Consider the following 17761-nt stretch of genomic DNA (forward strand, 5'->3'; position numbering starts at 1 on the left):
GCTTAGGCTATGCAGCCCCTTGCTGTTGACGACCTTTTTTAAATAGCTCTCTAAAAATAGGGTAAATATCCTCAACGCTTTGAATATGTTGTATGGCAAAATTAGCATGGCTTTGGGTTATGTCTTGATACTCGCGCCATAAACTTTGATGCGCCCGTGTGGTTATTTCTATATAGGCAAAATAGCGCACTGCATTTAATAATTTATTACGCAAAATTTGTCCACATTGCGGTGTGTCGTCTGCCCAGTTATCACCATCAGACGCTTGCGCGGCATACACATTCCATTGTTCAGAGTTGTAGCGCTCTTTAATTATTTCGTCCATGAGTTTAAGGGCACTCGAAACAATCGTGCCGCCGGTCTCTTGGGAGTAAAAAAACTCTTGTTCGTCAACTTCTTTAGCTTGCGTGTGATGGCGAATATATACCACTTCAATGTCTTTATAGCTGCGTGTTAAAAACTGATATAGCAAAATATAAAAGCGCTTAGCCATGTCTTTTGTGGCCTGATCCATAGAGCCAGACACATCCATAATACAAAACATCACGGCTTTGCTGGTAGGATGAGGGCGTTTTTCGTAATTACGAAAACGTAAGTCGTAATTATCAATAAAAGGCACTGCCTTAATTTGCTTTTTAATCAGTTCAATTTCACTACTTAACAGCACAATAGCAGCTTTATCAGGATGTGCTTGTGCAAGTAAAATAACTAACTGAGCTTCAAGCTCTGCTAATAAACGCTTTTTACCTGAGCTCATGGCCACGCGACGTGCTAACGAGCCTTTGAGTGAGCGCACAATATCAATATTACTTGGCATACCATCGCTGCAAAAACCAGCGCGATGAGTTTTCATTTGTACTAGTTTATCGAGCTGATTTTCTTGCAGGTTTGGCAGCTCTAAATCCTCAAACAATAAATCTAAATATTCATCTTTTGAAATCGAAAATACAAATTCGTCTTGACCTTCTCCCGAGTCGCTCGCCTCACCGCCTCCTGCGCCACCACCTTGCCCACCTTTAGGGCGCTCTACTTTATCGCCAGTAGAGAACTGATCGTTCCCTGGGTGTATTTGTTCCCTATTGCCGCCTTTGCCTTGATGAAATGTAGGTTCGCTAATATCGCGCTGCGGAATAGAAATACTCTCCCCCGAGCTTGCGTCGGTGACACTGCGTTTATTAATCGCATCAGAAACCGCTTCTTTAATTTGTTTTTTATAGCGCCTAATAAAGCGCTGGCGATTAAGCGTGCTTTTATTCTTTGCGTTTAATCGCCTATCGATAAAATGCGCCATTAATTACCTCCTAAACTACCAACATGAAGGTTATTGCGATTTTCTAACCCGTAAATACCATTCAGATAACAACCGCACTTGTTTTTGTGTGTAGCCTTTTTCGACCATACGATTAACAAAGTCTTCGTGTTTTTGCTGATCCTCGGCAGAGGTTTTGGTATTAAACGAAATAACGGGTAGTAAATCTTCGGTGTTAGAGAACATTTTTTTCTCGATCACAGTGCGCAATTTTTCGTAGCTGGTCCACAGTGGATTTTTACCGTTATGGTGCGCTCGAGCCCTAAGCACAAAATTTACTATTTCGTTACGAAAATCTTTTGGATTAGAAATACCCGCTGGCTTTTCTATTTTTTCAAGTTCTGCATTAAGGGCATCACGGTCAAATAGTTGGCCAGTATCGGGGTCGCGATATTCTTGATCTTGAATCCAAAAATCGGCGTAAATAACATAACGGTCAAAAATATTTTGTCCGTATTCAGAATACGACTCTAAGTATGCGGTTTGCAGCTCCTTACCAATAAACTCAACATATTGTGGAATTAAATAGCCTTTTAAAAAACTCAGATAACGCTCTTCAGTATCAGATGAAAATTGCTCACGCTCAATTTGTTGTTCTAACACATAAAATAAATGTACTGGGTTCGCAGCAACCTCTAGGGTGTCAAAATTAAATACTCGCGATAAAATTTTAAAAGCAAAACGGGTAGAAAGTCCTGTCATACCTTCATCAACCCCAGCATAGTCTCGATACTCTTGATACGATTTAGCTTTTGGGTCGGTGTCTTTTAGGGTTTCGCCGTCATATACTCGCATTTTTGAAAAAAGACTCGAGTTTTCAGGCTCTTTCAATCGTGATAGCGTTGAAAACTGCGCTAAAATTTTAAGTGTTCCCGGGGCGCACGGCGCGTTGTACAACTCACTGTGCTGAAGTAGCTTATCGTAAATTTTAATTTCTTCGGTAACACGTAAGCAATAAGGAACCTTAACAATATATACCCGGTCTAGGAATGCCTCATTGTTTTTATTGTTTTTAAAAGTTTGCCACTCAGATTCGTTAGAGTGGGCTAGTATCATGCCGTTAAAGGGCAGAGCACTAATACCTTCAGTACCGTTATAGTTACCCTCTTGGGTGGCTGTTAGCAGAGGATGCAGTACCTTAATAGGCGCTTTGAACATCTCAACAAACTCCATTAAGCCTTGGTTTGCTAAACATAAAGATCCAGAGTAGGCGTAAGCATCGGGATCATTTTGTGCAAAATGTTCTAGTTGACGAATATCTACTTTACCCACTAGTGCCGAAATATCTTGGTTGTTTTCATCCCCAGGCTCTGTTTTGGCAATCCCTATTTGATTTAATATAGAAGGGTAGCGCTTAACCACTTTAAATTGGCTAATGTCGCCGTTAAATTCTTTTAAGCGTTTTCCGGCCCAAGGCGACATAATGGTTTTTAAATAGCGAGGTTTAATGCCGTATTCTTGTTCAAGTAATTGAGCATCTTCAATCGGGTCGAATAATGACAGCGGATGGTCGTTTACAGGGGAGCCTTTAATAGAATAAATTGGTACTTGTTGCATTAAGTATTTCAGTTTTTCGGCAATTGATGATTTACCACCACCAACCGGACCCAATAAATAAAGAATTTGTTTACACTCTTCGAGACCTTGAGAGGCGTGTTTTAAATAAGAAACAATTTGCTCGATGGCATCTTCCATACCATAAAAATCAGCAAAGGCAGGGTAGCGTGCTACAACACGATTAGAAAATAATCGACTTAAGCGTGCGTCTGTTGCTGTGTCTACCATTTGTGGCTCGCCAATTGCCATTAGTAGGCGCTCAGGGGCACTTGCATAGGCAGATTTGTCGGTTTTACAAATATCTAAAAACTCAGCGATACTGTACTCTTCTTCTTGTCCAGCTTCGTATCGTGCTTGGTAATGATCAAAAATCGTCATAAAGACCTCCAAAACCCACTTTAAAAATAGCTTAACTTTTTAAAGTCTAGTCACGATTTTGAATTTTTGTGCAATAAAATTAAAAATTTATATTAAAAATTATGATCTTGACTTTTTAATATAAGAGGTACTAGTACAGGGAGATGGTAATTGACCAAGCATAAAAAAAGACGCCGCAGCGTCTTTTTAAATTTAGCTTTTAAGGGCTAATTAAGCGAAGTTAGCGTTCGCGAATTCCCAGTTAACTAGCGACCAAAAACCTTTAAGGTAATCTGGACGAACGTTACGGTAATCGATGTAGTAAGCGTGTTCCCATAAATCCACAGTTAGGATTGGAGTAACGCCATCATCAGTTAATGGTGTAGCAGCGTTAGAAGTGTTAACTATGTCTAGTGAACCATCAGCTAGTTTAACTAACCAAGTCCAGCTTGAACCAAAGTTATTAACTGCTTTGTCGTTTAATGCTTCTTTAAATGCATCAAAAGAGCCCCATTTAGCATTGATTGCATCAGCAACCGCGCCAGTAGGTGCGCCACCGCCATTTGGCGATAAACTGTTCCAGTAGAACGTATGGTTCCAGATTTGTGCAGCGTTGTTAAATACGCCACCGTCTGATGAACATACGATTTCTTCTAGAGATTTGTTTTCAAACTCAGTGCCTGGGATCAAGCCATTAAGTTTAACAACATAAGTGTTGTGGTGTTTACCATGATGAAACTCAAGAGTTTCTTTTGAAATATGTGGCTCAAGTGCATCAATTGCATATGGTAGTGACGGTAGTTCAAATGCCATTTTTTATCTCCATCTTCTTTTAGTTAATAGTCCATTTAGTAATACGTAATGCCTGTTGGAACAGGCCAGTTATCTATACCAAACGGGAATATAGTGTTACTATAATTGTTGAGTATTCTACTCAAGTTTTAGCAAACAGCAATGCTGTTGCTAAAGACTATTTCAATTGCGGCTTTATTTGCCCATTTTAAGTTATAGATCTATGGTCTCACTGAGTTATTTTCAAGGCCTAGGTATATTAAATTATCGTCATTTTGAGGTTGTAGATGGAAACCATTGATAAAATTAAACAGCAAATTTCAGAAAACCCAATAATCCTTTTCATGAAAGGATCGCCTAAGTTGCCTAACTGTGGTTTTTCTTCACAAGCATCACAAGCGTTAATGTCATGTGGTGAACCATTTGCATATGTTGATATTTTACTTAATCCAGACATTCGTGCTGAGCTTCCTGCTTATGCAAATTGGCCTACATTCCCACAGTTATGGGTAGATGGCGAATTAGTTGGTGGTTGTGATATTATCATCGAAATGTTTCAGCGTGGTGAATTACAACCATTAATTACTGAAACAGCAGCTAAATATAAAGAAGCTGACGCAGAATAATATATCTCGATAAGCACGCTTTTTAAGGTGTATTGATACAAAATTTTGCTAAAACAATAAAACCACTTTTATAGTGGTTTTATTGTTTTTTATTAATCGTTTCTTATCGATAAATTAATCATTAAAAACTTCCCAGCCAAACCAAATTAGACGTGCGTAAATGCTGCAACACTAGCTTTTAGCCTTAAAAAGTTGAGTAGATCAGCAATAAAATACCTACTAAGAGCCAATATTAGAGCATCACATTAAAGCGCTTTATTACACTGTAAGTACTTTATTTATTGCTTGAATAAAATGTAGTAACACTTAGTCCATAGAAAAATGATCTAACGAGGGCCTGCCTTTAGCTTTTGCGCGTTTTAAACCTAAATAACAAGCTAAATTACATAGTAATTGCAATGTAATTATGAGCCCACAACTAATAATAAAATTGTTTAAAGTGGCTGTTGTATTATTCATTATAAAAACCAGCGTGACCAATAACTGCCACACCAATGCTGTATTTAAATAGCGCAATAAAACCTGCTTAAAGTGAGTATGTTTAAAGGTACTCAAAATCAGAAAAGCGAGGCTAATTATTAACACTAACCAGCCCGCAGTTAAACAAAAGTAGGCAACTGTATTTTGCATTTTAATCCTTAACCTTTAACCCTACTAATCACTTATTAAAATAAACGCACAAAACTAATATTAAGCGTGTGCCATTATTAGCTCTTTAGCGTTTGCTTTTGCTGTTTTACTTATATTGTCACCCCCTAATAGGCGAGCTATTTCGTTAACTCTGCCATCTTTGTTTAAAGGCAGCATATGGGTAAAGGTTTCTCCATTTGCTATTTCTTTAGCAACAAAAAATTGTTGATGCGCGCTACTGGCTACTTGCGGTAAATGGGTAACACAAATCACTTGGGTAGACTTACCTAATTGACGCAATAACTTACCAACAGCAGAGGCCGTTGGCCCAGAAATCCCCACATCAACTTCATCAAAAATGAGGGTGGGTGTTGTGACTTTTTGCGCAATAATGACCTGAATAGCTAAACTTATACGCGACAACTCACCACCCGAAGCAACCTTTGCTAATGGTTGTAATGGTTGCCCTGGGTTGGTTGACACTAAAAACGATACATTGTCGTAACCTAAGCTATTTGGTGCGCGTTCGGTTTCTTGAGTTAGGGCAATTTCAAATATGCCGTTTTCCATTGACAGGTTTGCCATGCTGTCACTAATTAAACGGTTTAGTGTATTAGCATACTCACGGCGGCTTTGGCTTAGTTGTTCACTAGCATGTTGATAATGGCTAAGTGTGTTTTCAATTTCAGATTCTAATTGCTCTAAGCGAGAGCTGTTATTGCTAATAGACTCAAGCTCTTGGCTAATAGCTTGGTGAAATTCAACCAATGCTTGCGGTTTAATATGGTGTTTACGCGCTAAATCCATAGCGCCGCTTAATCTGTTTTCTACCTCTACTAAGCGAGCAGGGTCTAAATCGGCCTGCTCAGTGTAACTGCGTACTTCTCGGCTAGCTTCTTCTACTTGTACTGCGGCCTCTGCAAGCAATGTAGCTACGCTTGCTAATGTTTCGTCATATTGTGCCAGCTCAGAAAATTGTTGCGCGCTGTGTTGCAATAACGAACAAGCATTTTGCTCATCACTTTCGTATAAATGCTGTAACTCACGCTGACACGTTTCTAAAATCGTTTGGCTATTACTTAATTTGTAATGCTCAGCTTCTATTTGTTCAAATTCACCTTCTTGTAGGGCAAACTCGTTAAGCTCTGCTACTTGGTATTCTAATAGTTGTTTTTGCGCAGCTTGTTGCTGCTGTTGTTGTTGTAAGTGTTTAAATTCTTTTTGTAAATTAGCAAATTGCTTATAGCTTTGGCTAACGTCACTGACCAAGTTATGATGTCCAGCATAAGCATCTAGTAGCTGCAGTTGATGCTCGGCTTTTAACAAGTGTTGGTGGGCATGCTGGCCATGAATCGAAATTAAATACTGGCCAAGCTCTTTTAGTTGCGCTGCTGTTACAGCGCTGCCATTAATGTAGCTTTTGCTGCGGCCATTTTTACACACCACGCGGCGCAATAAACATTCGTTATCGGCGTTGCTCAACATATGGTGTTCTAAAAAAGCATGAGCGAGGGGCAAATTACTTAAATCAAATTGCGCGCACACTTCCGCTTTATCTGTGTTTGGGCGCACAGCAGAGGCTTCGGCGCGCTCGCCTAGGCATAGCGAAAGGGCATCAATAGCTATCGACTTACCCGCACCCGTTTCACCGGTAATAGCGGTCATGCCGTTTTGCCACTCTGTACTTAAATTACTTACAATTGCGAAATTTTTAATTTCTAAACCAATTAACATACTGTTTATCCATCCAGTCAATTAACTGTTAATTTATACAGTGTTTTGGTTTTTTGCAAATTAAATTTTTATGACTTACGCAATTTCTTCATCTTGAATAATTTTAGAATGGCTATTAATTTCGCTTATTTCGTCAGCATTATTAATATTATCAGAGAGTTGTTCTATGTCTTCTGTTTTAATATTAACAATAAGGGCGGGTAAAATAGTTTGATAAAAAGTCTTGTTATATAAAATACCTTGCGAAGGAAGTTCTGCTACAAAGTACTGGATATTATCGACTAAATTTTGAGAAACATTGCTTTGATAAGTTTTAATTAATTCGTTCGACAGTACATTAATAAGTAAATCGGCAGTACTTTCTAACTGGTTTAGGTTTTCATCCGTGTGAGCTTGCACCACAAAAAAATTGCTTACAATTGCTTGTATACGTGGCAGGTATTTGGGGCGGATAAGCTTAGCGTCAAGTAACTCATTGAGCTTTAGCTTTAAGCGAGTATTAACTTGTGATACTCGAGCATTAAAAAGCTTTTTTTTCGCTTCGATGGCTTTTTTACGGTTATTTTCAACAATTAAATAACTAGCTAATAATGTAATTAATAATAATAAAGCAAAAAAAACAATATAAGTCATTGCCGCACAATCCTGATTGGGTTAGCTATTTTATAAAAAATATATTTTGCTCTAAAGCACGATACTTAGCAATAAAATTAGTATAAACGACTGCCCCAGTTGAGCTTTTGGCGTAATACGTTGTAATAAGAGTAATTTTTAGGATGAATAAGGCGCAGCTTTTTATCGGCTTTTTTAATGACTACCTCATCACCGGGTAAAACGGCGAGCACCACATGGCTGTCGCAGCTAACTTGCAAGCTATCGGTGTTTTCAAGGCTTAGTTTTAAGCGCACTTCGTTATCAGCATCAACTACCAGCGGACGGCTCGATAAAGTATGTGGAAACATAGGCACTAGCGCTATTGCGTTAAGCTCAGGAGTAAGGATAGGGCCGCCCCCCGATAGTGAATAAGCAGTTGAGCCGGTAGGGGTAGATACAATAAGTCCATCAGAGCGCTGAGAAAACACAAAGTCGTTATTTATAAAGGCTTCAAACTCAATCATGTGCGCTACTTTGTCGGCATGTAAAACAGCTTCGTTTACAGCAGAATTAGCACTTTTAAGCTCGTTATGACGATACACTTCTACTTCAAGTAAGAAGCGCTTTTCTTCAATATACTCGCCGCTGAGTACCTGCTCTAAACTGGCTTCAAAACCCTCGGGGTTTAAATCGGTTAAAAACCCAAGGTTGCCTCGGTTTACACCTATAACGGCTATATCAAAGCGTGCTAATACACGCGCTGCGCCAAGCATATTGCCATCGCCACCTACTACAATTGCTAAATCAGCTTGTTCACCTAAGTCGACCAGTTTAACTAACTTATTTTTGGGTATATCAATAAGTTGGCTTCCTGTACGTTTTTCTACAATAACTGCAAAACCAAGCGCAAGTAAAAATGTATGCAGGCGTTGCAAGGTTGCCGCCGCATCTGGATGATTTGGTTTACCAATAAGGCCGATAGTGCGAAAAGGAGAATCCATAATAAATACACAGCAAGTTTTAATATTTGTAGAGTAACCTAAAACAGAAGTGTTTGAAAATACAGATCGTTAGCAATACTGCCATGAATTAATCCTGCAGCTCATTAATTTAGGTGTCGTATAGCTAATCACTTGAAATTAAGAAGCTCTGCCCCGATATAAAGCACATGAGACAAGATGCAGTAACCATGAAACTAAACCCACGAGATCAACAAATTTTTGCGGCTGTAATGAGCACGTATTGTAATGGTGAGGGTTTACCTGTGCCATCAACGAAAATTGCCAAGCTAAAAGGTATGGCAGTTTGCTCGGCTACAGTACGTAATGCCATGGCACGTTTAGAAAAAGTGGGCTTACTCTATTCACCCCACACATCAGCGGGGCGCGTGCCAACAGACTACGGATTTGATTATTGGTTTGAGGAATTTTTTGCACTCGCCGATATAGCTAATTACTGGCAACCCGCGCAAACACAATTAGTTGAATTAGCGCATGGTTTAAGTCAGCGTTATCAGGTGTGTTGTTGTGTTGGTTTGCCACAAGTACGCTCGCAACAAGTATTTAGAGTGGAAGTGCTCGATTTTGATTCCACTGATTGGTTAATTTTATTAATAGACAGAGCAGGACAAAGCCATAACATTTGTATTAATAAGCCCGATGACGCAAGTGATAGTGTGCGTTATCAGTTTGCCACGTGGTTAAATACAGTATTTAGCCAACAAACCTTAATAGAAGGTTTGTACCGTATGCAGGCAATGGCAAATACGGCGCCGCGTAACTGTCATGATTCACTTAACCAGTGGACGCGTGAACTAAGCCAAAAGCTTGGATCTGATAATAGTATTGTGGTTGGTGAAAACTATTTGTATAAACAAATAGATTGCGAGCAAAGCCTAAACATTGGGGTGTCTTTTTTAAATTTTGTTGAAGACAAACTAGTATTTAAAAATGGGGTGTCGGTACTTAATACTGAAAACCTCCCTTTTTCAGATTGTAACGAATTGATTGTGATTAGCTTGCCGTACTTTCAAAATCAAGAATATCAGAGTCGTTTTTGTGTAATTTGTCCAAAATCAGCGCCAATCGAAAAAATAATCCAAGAATTTAAATTAATTGAGACAGCTAACTCTTGAATCTTTTAATTCAATCCCCATAATTACCGCAGTTGTAAAGAATTGGAGCACATATTTATGTCTGAACAGAGACAAAACCCAGAACAAGAAGTAGAACTAAACGAAGACCTAGCAAAAATGGAAGCTGATGTTGAAGCCGCAGTACAAGCAGCAGAAGAACACGCAGAGCAAGAGCAAGAGCAAAGCCCTGAAGCTGAAATTGCAATGTTATATGCAGAGCTTGAAGTAGCAAAGCAAACAATAGCAGATCAAAAAGATGGTGTAGTTCGCGCCGCTGCTGATGTTGAAAACATGCGTCGCCGTGCCGCGCAAGATGTAGAAAAAGCACATAAATTTGCACTAGAGAAGTTTGCTAACGAATTACTTCCGGTTATTGATAACTTAGAGCGCGCAATTGAGTTTTCTGATAAAGAAAACGAAACGCTAAAGCCTGTGCTTGAAGGTATTAGCATGACGGTAAAAAGCTTTAACGATGCTGTGGCAAAATTTGGCGTTGAAATTGTTAATCCACAGGGTGAGCAGTTTAATCCAGAATTTCATCAAGCTATGTCAATTCAGCCAAGCAACGATGTATCGCCAAATACAGTATTAGCGGTAATGCAAAAAGGCTACACCTTAAACGGACGTTTATTACGCCCAGCTATGGTTATGGTATCTAAAGCAGCTGACGCTTAAGTTGTTATAAATGATTTAAAAAATGCCTCAATTTGAGGCATTTTTTTTGCTTTTTAAATAGTGAACCAATTGCACTAAAACAGTGAGTATTACAGCGCCAAACATCAAGCTTGAAAAAGGCACGGCACTTTTAGCATGTAATATCGCTAATAGCGGGCCGACCAAAGCACCACTACCAAAACGTAACGTGCCAATAACCGCGGTTGCTGTGCCTGTATTTGCTTCAAACTTCATTAAAATAAGTGAGTCGGCATTACTGGCTATTATGCCTAAGCTCATCATAAGTGGTGCAATAGCGCCAACAATAAAGTAAAGCGACAGCTGCATAACACTAAAAGTAAGTAACGCAGCGCCCGAAAGTAAGCCAAATATTAATCCGTAGTAGAGCATTTTACGAGAGCCAATTCGCGGCACAATACGAGTATTTAAAAAATTCCCCAACATGAGCGCTACAACGTTAAATGCAAACAAAATGCCAAATAACTGCTCCGATACTTTAAATAGGTCTAAGTATACAAACGGCACTGAGGTTAAAAAACAAAAAAATCCAAACGATACAAACATAGAGCTTAAAATATCGGCACGTGCATCTTTGTTGCTTAGTATTGTTTTATAACTATTAAAAAATAATGGCAGCCCTTTAAGGTTACTTTTAAAAATAGGAATGTCGATTAAATACACATGCACAAAGGCTAAAATAATAAAGCTGTAGGCCGCTAAAATTAAAAAGATGGTAGACCAAACAGAAAACCCTAAAATAAGCGAACCAATTGAAGGTGCAAGTAACGGCGCTACCATCATAATCATCGACACATAAGACATACCTTTGGCGGTGTTTTTTTGGTAAATATGCCTAATTATTCCAGGTACTACCACGGTTGCGGCTGCACCGGTAAATGCCTGCACGGTACGCAATACCCAAAATGCATATATATCGGTAGTAAAGGCAAGAGCTAATGACGTTATACCAAATAAAGTTAAGCCAATTTTAGCCAGTTTACGGCGACCAATTTGATCGGCAATAGGGCCAAAAAATAACATCCCTAATGCATAGCCCGCTAAATAAATACTCAACGATATTTGTACGTTAGGCATACTGGTTTGTAAGTCACCCGCAATAACTAACATTGCCGGTAAATACATATCAATTGCTAAAGGCGTAATTGCCACAATACTGGCGAGTAAAGGCAATAAAATACGGGTGTTAAAAGACGAAGCCGAGGCAGGCATTTATAAACTCAATCATTACTAAACAGGATGTGTAGTGTAACAGGGCATGCAGATTGGATAAACTTAGTTTGCCTGCTAAGTTAATTTTAATGGGCAAATAACCTGATCTTCGGATAATAAACCTATCTCAAGCAGCTATTTTCAGCGCTAACTGCGTTGAATTTACTTGCAATAGGCCAGCTATTGACGCGTAAATTCGCCTTATTTTCACTGAAAATCTCTGGCTAGAGAAAATAAGATTAAATATAACTATGATTCAATACGTTAGTAAATCTCTTAACCAGAGTTTAGGTTAAATAAACAACAAAAATTTATTGTTACTTGCTAAAAAGCAATTATTTTAAACGGCGGTGGTATTTGCTATTCTAGTGCTAACAAAAAATATGATTTGAGGGAATATAATGAAAAAACTCGTGATAGCTATATTAGCTACTGCAGTGCTGGCTGGCTGTAAAACATCACCAACAGGGCGCACCCAAATTGCGCTTTATTCTGATCAACAAATGAGTGAAATGGGCACAGCCAGTTTTGCTGAGATGAAAAAAAATCAGCCTATTAATAAAAATCCACAAACTAACGCGTATGTAAATTGTATTGCAGAGCAAGTAGTGGCTGTATTACCAAAAGAATACGCGTCGCAAAAATGGGAAGTAGTAGTATTTGAAGATGACTCAGCGAATGCGTTCGCATTGCCAGGCGGTTACATTGGTGTGCATACAGGGCTGCTAAAAGTGGCTACTAACCAAGACCAAGTAGCTACAGTGCTTGGCCATGAAGTAGGGCATGTAATTGCAGAGCATTCGAACGAACGTGTATCGCAAAGCTCAATGCTACAAACCGGCATGCAAATTGGCGGAGCAGCTCTTGAAATGGGCAATGTTGGGTATCGTAACGAAATTATGCAGGGCTTGGGCTTGGGCGCACAATATGGTGTTGTATTGCCGTTTAGTCGTTCGCACGAATCAGAAGCTGACGAAATTGGCTTGGATTTAATGGCGCAAGCTGGTTTTGATCCAAAAGAGTCAGTTACTTTATGGCAAAACATGAGCAAAGCGGGTGGTGGCGCAACGCCTGAGTTTTTATCAACTCACCCAGCACCAGCAAGCCGCATTAAAGACTTACAAGCACAAATGAGCCAAGCATTAGGCGAGCAAAAAACAGCAAGAGCACAGGGTAAAAACCCACAATGTAAGCTGTAATCTAGTTTAACTACAAATAAAACCCTGTGAGTAACTACTCACAGGGTTTTATTATATTCATTATTTTCTGAGTAAAGAGCTGTTGATTAAAGCTTAAAATGTCCACTCAACATGAAGTTGTGGTACCGACTCTGTTACATCAGTGCCAAATTTGTTATGCCAATATTGCCATTCCATCCCTAGTAATAGGGTGTTTTCTTTCATTTCAAGGGCATGACCTAAATCCCAGGTAATGATAGGCTGCGCTAAAAACCACGCACGCACATCTTGACCAAATTCATTTTCACGCTCAGCAATGTATTCAACATGGCCTTTTACATTAAATTTTTGCGCGCCAATCATAAATGGGTAGTCAAACGCAACATCAAACATCCAGCTATTAGTCTCTATTGGTGCACCACCTTTTGCTACACCTTCACTGTCATCAATATAGGCAGTTACCAATGTCTGAAAAAAGTTAAATCCAGGTACATCCCAGCTTAATTTAACACCCGGTAAGTATTTCATTACCTTGGCGTCTCCTGCTACGTTAATACCGGCGGTTAAACCAACATCAATTAACGCGCCCGAACCAACCTGCTGGCCGGTAATAGCCGATAGGCTAACGGTTGAATACCATTCGCCATAAAAATCACGGTCTTGAAAGCCATCTTCAAGGTCGTCTTTACTGTAATCAATAAAGAAAAAGTTATCGCCGTAATCATAACCAGATGCGTGCTGAATTGAATACACAGCGGTATCTGACTCTTGCTCTGTAAATGGGTTTGTTTGCTCGCCATAATTAATGTGTAGAGCAGTGCTGCTCCAGTTAGCAGCAACAGCTGAGGTAGATAAAGCGCAAGTGCTTAAACATAAAGCGGGAAGTAATTTTTTTAGTTTCATAATAATAATAATTAGTGTGACACGCGGGAGCGCTAGTATAAGCAAAGGGAGGTGGTTTGTTAATTGTTATATTACATGTTGTAGCTTAATCACTAAGCGACAACATGTAACATTAATTTATGCTTTATTTCTGCGCAGACAAATAACCGCAATCGCACTAAAAGCCAATATAAAGCAGTAGTAAGAAGAAGTTGATACTTCCCATGGGCTAATTTTAAATGTAGCTCCAAGTAGTAATGCTTGCGCGCCATAAGGCAGTGTACCTTGCGTTACACAGGCAAATATATCGAGCAAACTGGCTGAGCGTTTACCTGTAATATTACCATCATCGGCAAGTTTTTTGGCAATTGGGCCGGTAACAATAATAGACACGGTGTTATTAGCAATACACATATTGCTGGCCATTACTAACGCCGCAATACCAAGTTGGTCTGCCACTTTTCGATGCCACTTAGCAATCACTTTGGTAATTGATTGGATTTTTTGCGCTATGTAATCCAGGCCACCATTAAGGCGAATAAATTCAGAAAGACCGCCTATAAACATCGACAGCAAAAATATTTCTTGCATGTCGGTAAAGCCTTTATAAATATCTTTTACAAAGCTGGCGCCTTCGTAACTGCCAGTAAAACCCATAAGGGCAGCAAAAATAATACCGCTAAGCAAAACTACAAATACGTTAAAGCCCATCACCGCAAGCACTAAAATAAAGGCATAAGGCAACACTAATAAAATGTCGTAATCTTTGGTTTCAACAACTTGTGCAGCGGGTGTTAAATATAATAACAACGCAATTGTGACAATAGCGGCTGGAATAGCTATTTTAAGGTTTTCTTTAAACTTATCTTTCATTTCACAGCCCTGAGTACGGGTGGCTGCAATAGTGGTATCTGAAATTATCGATAAGTTATCACCAAACATCGCGCCCGATACTATAGTACCGGCCATGAGTGCTGGATCTATACCTGTTTTAACCGATACTGCATACGCTATAGGGCCAATAGCACCAATAGTACCCATTGAAGTACCCATGGCGGTAGAAATAACGGCGGCAATTAAAAACAATCCAGGGAGCAATAAAGAAGGTGGAATAATTGACAAACCAGCGTTAACAACCGCATCAACACCACCTGTAGCACCAGCGACAGCAGAAAACGCACCCGCAAGTAAGTAAATTAAACACATGGTAATTATGTTGTTATTACCCACACCTTTAATAAAGGTTTCGACGCTTTGGTTGATTGAGGTTTTATTTAAAATAAAAGCCAGAATAATGGCAGGTAAAATAGCAACAGGGGCAGGTAATTGATAAAAAGCGTAATCAACCCCTTGCGATTGTAAATATAAGCCTGAGCCTAAAAATATCGCTACAAATGTCAGTAGGGGAAGCAAAGAAAGTATTGCTTTGTTTTTGTTAAATGATGGCTGCATCATATTCCTCGTATTATTGAAAAAAGATCACAGCCAAAACTCCTCTTTTAGCTGTGTTTAGCGAATCCTCCACTGTATTTAAACTAGGAGACCACTGCGCCCGCAAGCCAAAGACCAAATCGACGCTGAAAAAGAAGTTTAAATGTATAGACGGCTAAAGTAAACTGGTATTATTATTTAAATTAAAAGTGTGACCTGACTATTACATGCTATTTAGGTAATATCTAGCCTAGTAAATAGCGTTGATTGATCAATAGTATCTTCGCGCGATCCACAAGGTGCTGCAAATTAAAATATTAGGTAAGGTAATGACAAAAAATAGAATCGGTGTTTTTGGTGCCAACGGCAGAATGGGCTCAGCCTTATTAGAAGCAGCAAGTACAAAAGAGCATAGTGAACTTGCAGCCGCTTATGTGCGCAGTAGTTCACCGTTATTAGGCATTAATGTTAATCAACTAAACAGTGCTGCAGATAAAACAGTAACCTTTAGCGATGAAGCTAATATAACGAATGTTGATGTATTAATTGACTTTACTTTGCCAGCCGGCATGCGCACGCATTTACAAACAGCGGTTGAGCAAGGTGTACCTATGGTAATTGGTACTACAGGGCTTAACGAAGCCGATATGACATTACTACACGAGGCTGCAAACCATATTCCTATCGTATTTGCGCGCAATTACAGTGTGGGGGTAAATGTATTACTTAATTTAGTGCAAACAGCTGCCACTAAGTTTGGCGATGATATGGATATTGAAATTTTTGAAGCGCATCATCGCCATAAAATAGATGCGCCGTCGGGCACTGCGCTGGCCATTGGCGAAGCCATTGCTGATGCAAAAGGCTGGGATCACGACGATGTTGCCGTATACGACCGCAGCAAAGTTGAGCAGGCTAAGTCGCAAAATGAAATTGGTTATTCGGTGCTCAGAGGCGGCGACATAGTAGGTGAACACACCGCATACTTCGCAACAATGGGCGAAAGGCTCGAATTAACCCATAAAGCAAGCTCAAGAATGACCTTTGCATTAGGTGCTATAAGAGCTGCAAGCTGGTTAGTAAATAAACCGGCAGGACTTTATGATATGCAAGATGTACTAGATTTGAAGTAGTTAAGTTGTTCTTTCGGCTGTTTGGGTCTGAATAAAGGTACAAGCAGTTATTTATTATAATTTACTAAATAGCGTTAGATCTAAAAGAAAACTTAATGTAAAATGCAGCCAATTTGCCAAAAATTAATAATCGCGTGTTTCCAATTATACCCAAGTGGCTTGAAAAAAGCAGGGTTCAGTGGGAATAAAGTCGTTTAAAGGCAAGAAAAAATGATTAAGGTTTAAAGCTCGTTATCGGCGTCATTTAACACTGTTTATAAAATAACTTTATCCACAAAACTCGCTTTAACAATCGCCTGGGTATTGGCGGGGCGTTAAGCATTTTGCTTAGCCTCGTTTTTTACTGTTAGGAGGTTAATTTGACTAAATCCGCTCTGTTAGTCCTAGAAGACGGCACAGTGTTTCGCGGTACTGCAATCGGCGCTGACGGCATGTCAGTAGGTGAAGTAGTATTCAATACGTCTATGACTGGTTATCAAGAAATTTTGACTGACCCATCATACGCGGAACAAATCGTAACTTTGACGTACCCACATATAGGTAATACGGGTACTAATAGCGAAGACGAAGAAGCGAATCAAATATGGGCCAAAGGCCTAGTGATCCGTGATTTGCCACTGCTAGCAAGTAATTTTCGTAGCGAGCAATCGTTAGATGATTACTTAAAACAACGTAATATTTTAGGTATTGCGGACATCGACACCAGAAAGCTAACGCGTATTTTGCGTGATAAAGGCGCTCAAAACGGGTGTATTATAGCCGGTGACGAATTAGACGAAAACAAAGCGCTTCAAGCCGCGCAAGCCTTCCCAGGCTTAAAAGGTATGGATTTAGCAAAAGTAGTCTCAACCAAGGAAATGTTTGAGTGGCGCGAATCAAGCTGGACATTAGGCGAAGGTTTTAAAACCTTAAACGCGGCTGATGAAAAGTTTCATGTTGTTGCCTACGACTTCGGTGTTAAGCGTAATATTTTGCGTATGCTTGTAGATCGTGGTTGTAAATTGACTGTAGTACCAGCGCAAACCTCTGCCGCTGACGTACTAGCATTAAACCCAGATGGTATCTTTTTATCTAATGGCCCGGGCGATCCAGCACCGTGTACTTATGCCATTGATGCAATTAAAACCCTTTTAGAAACCGAAATTCCTATTTTTGGTATTTGTTTAGGCCATCAATTATTAGCGCTTGCCTCAGGTGCTAAAACAGTCAAAATGAAGTTTGGCCATCATGGTGCCAACCATCCAGTTAAAGATTTAGAACGTGATGTAGTGATGATCACCGCACAAAACCATGGTTTTGCTGCCGATGAAACTACGCTACCTGATAACCTGCGTGCTACGCACACATCGTTATTTGACGGTACTTTGCAAGGTATTCATCGTACAGATAAGCCAGCGTTTAGCTTCCAAGGTCACCCTGAAGCAAGCCCAGGCCCGCACGATGCCGCCCCACTATTTGATCACTTCATCGATTTGATGCAAGCGCGTAAACACTAATTT

General features: G+C 39.6%; 15 protein-coding genes. 6 read left to right on the forward strand and 9 right to left on the reverse strand.

The window, feature by feature from the left end:
• Nucleotides 1–7 precede the first annotated feature (7 nt).
• The 3 genes from I6E78_RS10710 to I6E78_RS10720 form a co-directional block, all read right to left on the reverse strand.
• A complete protein-coding gene (locus I6E78_RS10710; RefSeq protein WP_197182457.1) occupies nt 8–1291 on the reverse strand; it encodes a YeaH/YhbH family protein in 1284 nt (427 codons plus the stop codon).
• Nucleotides 1292–1321: 30 nt separating this feature from the next.
• Nucleotides 1322–3244, reverse strand: a complete 1923-nt coding sequence (locus I6E78_RS10715) for a PrkA family serine protein kinase (RefSeq protein WP_197182458.1) — start codon at nt 3242–3244, stop codon at nt 1322–1324.
• Nucleotides 3245–3454: 210 nt separating this feature from the next.
• Entirely contained in the window at nt 3455–4036 is a 582-nt protein-coding gene (locus tag I6E78_RS10720; protein ID WP_058373135.1) for a superoxide dismutase, read from the reverse strand.
• Between the two features lie 266 nt (nt 4037–4302).
• Here I6E78_RS10720 and I6E78_RS10725 point away from each other — a divergent pair, with 266 nt between their 5' ends.
• Nucleotides 4303–4641 carry a Grx4 family monothiol glutaredoxin gene (locus tag I6E78_RS10725; RefSeq protein WP_004335359.1) on the forward strand — a complete coding sequence of 113 codons (339 nt, stop codon included), beginning with the start codon at nt 4303–4305 and terminating at the stop codon, nt 4639–4641.
• Between the two features lie 690 nt (nt 4642–5331).
• Here I6E78_RS10725 and recN read toward each other — a convergent pair.
• The 3 genes from recN to nadK form a co-directional block, all read right to left on the reverse strand.
• On the reverse strand, nt 5332–7005 hold the full coding sequence (gene recN, locus I6E78_RS10730) for a DNA repair protein RecN (protein ID WP_197182459.1): 1674 nt from the start codon (nt 7003–7005) through the stop codon (nt 5332–5334).
• Nucleotides 7006–7080: 75 nt separating this feature from the next.
• Nucleotides 7081–7638, reverse strand: a complete 558-nt coding sequence (locus I6E78_RS10735) for a hypothetical protein (RefSeq protein WP_197182460.1) — start codon at nt 7636–7638, stop codon at nt 7081–7083.
• A gap of 77 nt (nt 7639–7715) precedes the next feature.
• Nucleotides 7716–8600: an NAD(+) kinase gene (nadK, locus tag I6E78_RS10740; RefSeq protein WP_058373139.1), complete on the reverse strand. Its 885-nt coding sequence runs from the start codon at nt 8598–8600 to the stop codon at nt 7716–7718.
• A 167-nt stretch (nt 8601–8767) separates the two neighbouring features.
• Between nadK and I6E78_RS10745 the strand changes: the two genes are divergently transcribed.
• Together I6E78_RS10745 and grpE are read left to right on the forward strand one after the other, a co-directional pair.
• Nucleotides 8768–9733, forward strand: a complete 966-nt coding sequence (locus tag I6E78_RS10745; RefSeq protein ID WP_058373140.1) for an HrcA family transcriptional regulator — start codon at nt 8768–8770, stop codon at nt 9731–9733.
• 57 nt (nt 9734–9790) lie between these two features.
• Nucleotides 9791–10408, forward strand: a complete 618-nt coding sequence (grpE, locus tag I6E78_RS10750; RefSeq protein ID WP_197182461.1) for a nucleotide exchange factor GrpE — start codon at nt 9791–9793, stop codon at nt 10406–10408.
• 27 nt (nt 10409–10435) lie between these two features.
• Here the strand turns inward: grpE and I6E78_RS10755 are convergent, their stop codons facing one another.
• Entirely contained in the window at nt 10436–11638 is a 1203-nt protein-coding gene (locus tag I6E78_RS10755; RefSeq protein ID WP_058373142.1) for a Bcr/CflA family efflux MFS transporter, read from the reverse strand.
• A gap of 401 nt (nt 11639–12039) precedes the next feature.
• Here I6E78_RS10755 and I6E78_RS10760 point away from each other — a divergent pair, with 401 nt between their 5' ends.
• Nucleotides 12040–12837: a M48 family metallopeptidase gene (locus I6E78_RS10760; RefSeq protein ID WP_197182462.1), complete on the forward strand. Its 798-nt coding sequence runs from the start codon at nt 12040–12042 to the stop codon at nt 12835–12837.
• A gap of 93 nt (nt 12838–12930) precedes the next feature.
• On the opposite strand, the gene I6E78_RS10765 is transcribed toward I6E78_RS10760, so the two are convergent.
• Nucleotides 12931–13719, reverse strand: a complete 789-nt coding sequence (locus I6E78_RS10765) for a hypothetical protein (RefSeq protein ID WP_058373144.1) — start codon at nt 13717–13719, stop codon at nt 12931–12933.
• A gap of 117 nt (nt 13720–13836) precedes the next feature.
• Complete coding sequence (locus tag I6E78_RS10770) at nt 13837–15150, reverse strand: Na+/H+ antiporter NhaC family protein (RefSeq protein WP_058373145.1); 1314 nt, start codon at nt 15148–15150, stop codon at nt 13837–13839.
• A 308-nt stretch (nt 15151–15458) separates the two neighbouring features.
• Here I6E78_RS10770 and dapB point away from each other — a divergent pair, with 308 nt between their 5' ends.
• Both dapB and carA read left to right on the forward strand, forming a co-directional pair.
• Nucleotides 15459–16262: a 4-hydroxy-tetrahydrodipicolinate reductase gene (gene dapB / locus I6E78_RS10775; RefSeq protein WP_197182463.1), complete on the forward strand. Its 804-nt coding sequence runs from the start codon at nt 15459–15461 to the stop codon at nt 16260–16262.
• Between the two features lie 359 nt (nt 16263–16621).
• The gene (gene carA, locus I6E78_RS10780; protein ID WP_041454397.1) at nt 16622–17758 is read left to right on the forward strand and encodes a glutamine-hydrolyzing carbamoyl-phosphate synthase small subunit; all 1137 of its coding nucleotides are present in this window, start codon (nt 16622–16624) and stop codon (nt 17756–17758) included.
• The last annotated feature ends 3 nt before the right edge of the window (nt 17759–17761 follow it).

Origin of the sequence: Pseudoalteromonas sp. NZS127 (assembly GCF_015864805.1) — a bacterium.
Lineage (GTDB): Bacteria > Pseudomonadota > Gammaproteobacteria > Enterobacterales > Alteromonadaceae > Pseudoalteromonas > Pseudoalteromonas nigrifaciens.